Origin of the sequence: Planotetraspora phitsanulokensis (assembly GCF_016863295.1) — a bacterium.
Classification (GTDB): Bacteria; Actinomycetota; Actinomycetes; order Streptosporangiales; family Streptosporangiaceae; genus Planotetraspora; species Planotetraspora phitsanulokensis.
Genome location: NZ_BOOP01000086.1, coordinates 1 through 963, shown reverse-complemented (window position 1 = coordinate 963; position 963 = coordinate 1). Strand labels below are relative to the sequence as shown.

The following is a 963-nucleotide window of genomic DNA, read 5'->3' as shown; positions in this document are numbered from 1 at the left end:
ATTGGTGTACGGCCGAACCCTGCCTGGTCAGGAGCCACCAGGTGCCAGGATGTGCCCAGCGCCTGTGCCGTCGTTGCCCAGGCGCCGGATCCGGTCGTACCGGGTCCGGAGCCGTGGAGCATCAGGACCGCGGGCCCGGTGCCGCTCTCCAGGATGTGGACGGGGGAGCCGTCGACTGTGACGGTCCGAAGTGCCGTCACCGGGACAGGCCAGGTGTGCTCATGCTGATGCGGAGTTGATGGACTTCGAAAAGAGTTCCATCATCGCCCTGCCGAATTGCGGCATGTCGGGCCACCCTCGGCAGGAGACGAGGTTGCCGTCCACGACGTCGGGAGCGTCGATGACCGTCGCGCCCGCGTTTTCCATGTCACCGGTGATGGGGGGGAAGCACGCCGTCTTTCGGCCCTTCAGCAGCCCGTACACAGCCGGCACCTGCGCGCCGTGGCAGACCAGCGCGATCGGGAGGTCGTGCGCGAAGAAGTGCTCGGTGATGCGCCTGACGTCGGCGTCGACCCGGATCCACTCGGGGGCACGTCCCCCAGGGATGATGAGGGCGTCATAGCGCTCGACGTCGACCTCGGCCCAGGGCACGTCGACCGGCAGCTTTCGGCCGTTCTTCTCCACGTAGGCGTCGGAGTTGGGGTCGAACTCGTGGATGACCAGCTGAACGTCACGCATCGTCCGTGACGAGACGTCAACGTCCCAGCCGCCCTCCTGCACGCGATAGTAGGGATACATGGTGTCGAGCTCCTCGGCGGCGTCGCCGGTCAGAAGCAGCGCTCTGGGCACCTACTTCTCCTCGCATCTGGGGCGGGTGAGGTGGATCAGATCCAATCCGATCCGGCTGGGTTAGCATTCCTCGGCCCAGCCCGCCCGTCAAGCCTCTACGGCCATTCCGTCCGCGTCCTCGGCCTCGTCGAACAATCGTCGGAACCGCTCGCCGGACCGCAGGATGTGCCGACG

Annotated in this window: 2 protein-coding genes; both read right to left on the bottom strand. The window is 66.7% G+C overall.

Annotation, left to right across the window (positions count from 1 at the left end; genetic code table 11):
• A partial coding sequence (locus Pph01_RS42485) for an alpha/beta fold hydrolase (protein ID WP_373315722.1) occupies nucleotides 1-200 on the bottom strand: 200 nt, incomplete at its 3' end.
• A 19-nt stretch (nucleotides 201-219) separates the two neighbouring features.
• Complete coding sequence (locus Pph01_RS42480; RefSeq protein WP_204078946.1) at nucleotides 220-789, bottom strand: DJ-1/PfpI family protein; 570 nt, start codon at nucleotides 787-789, stop codon at nucleotides 220-222.
• Nucleotides 790-963: the final 174 nt, after the last annotated feature.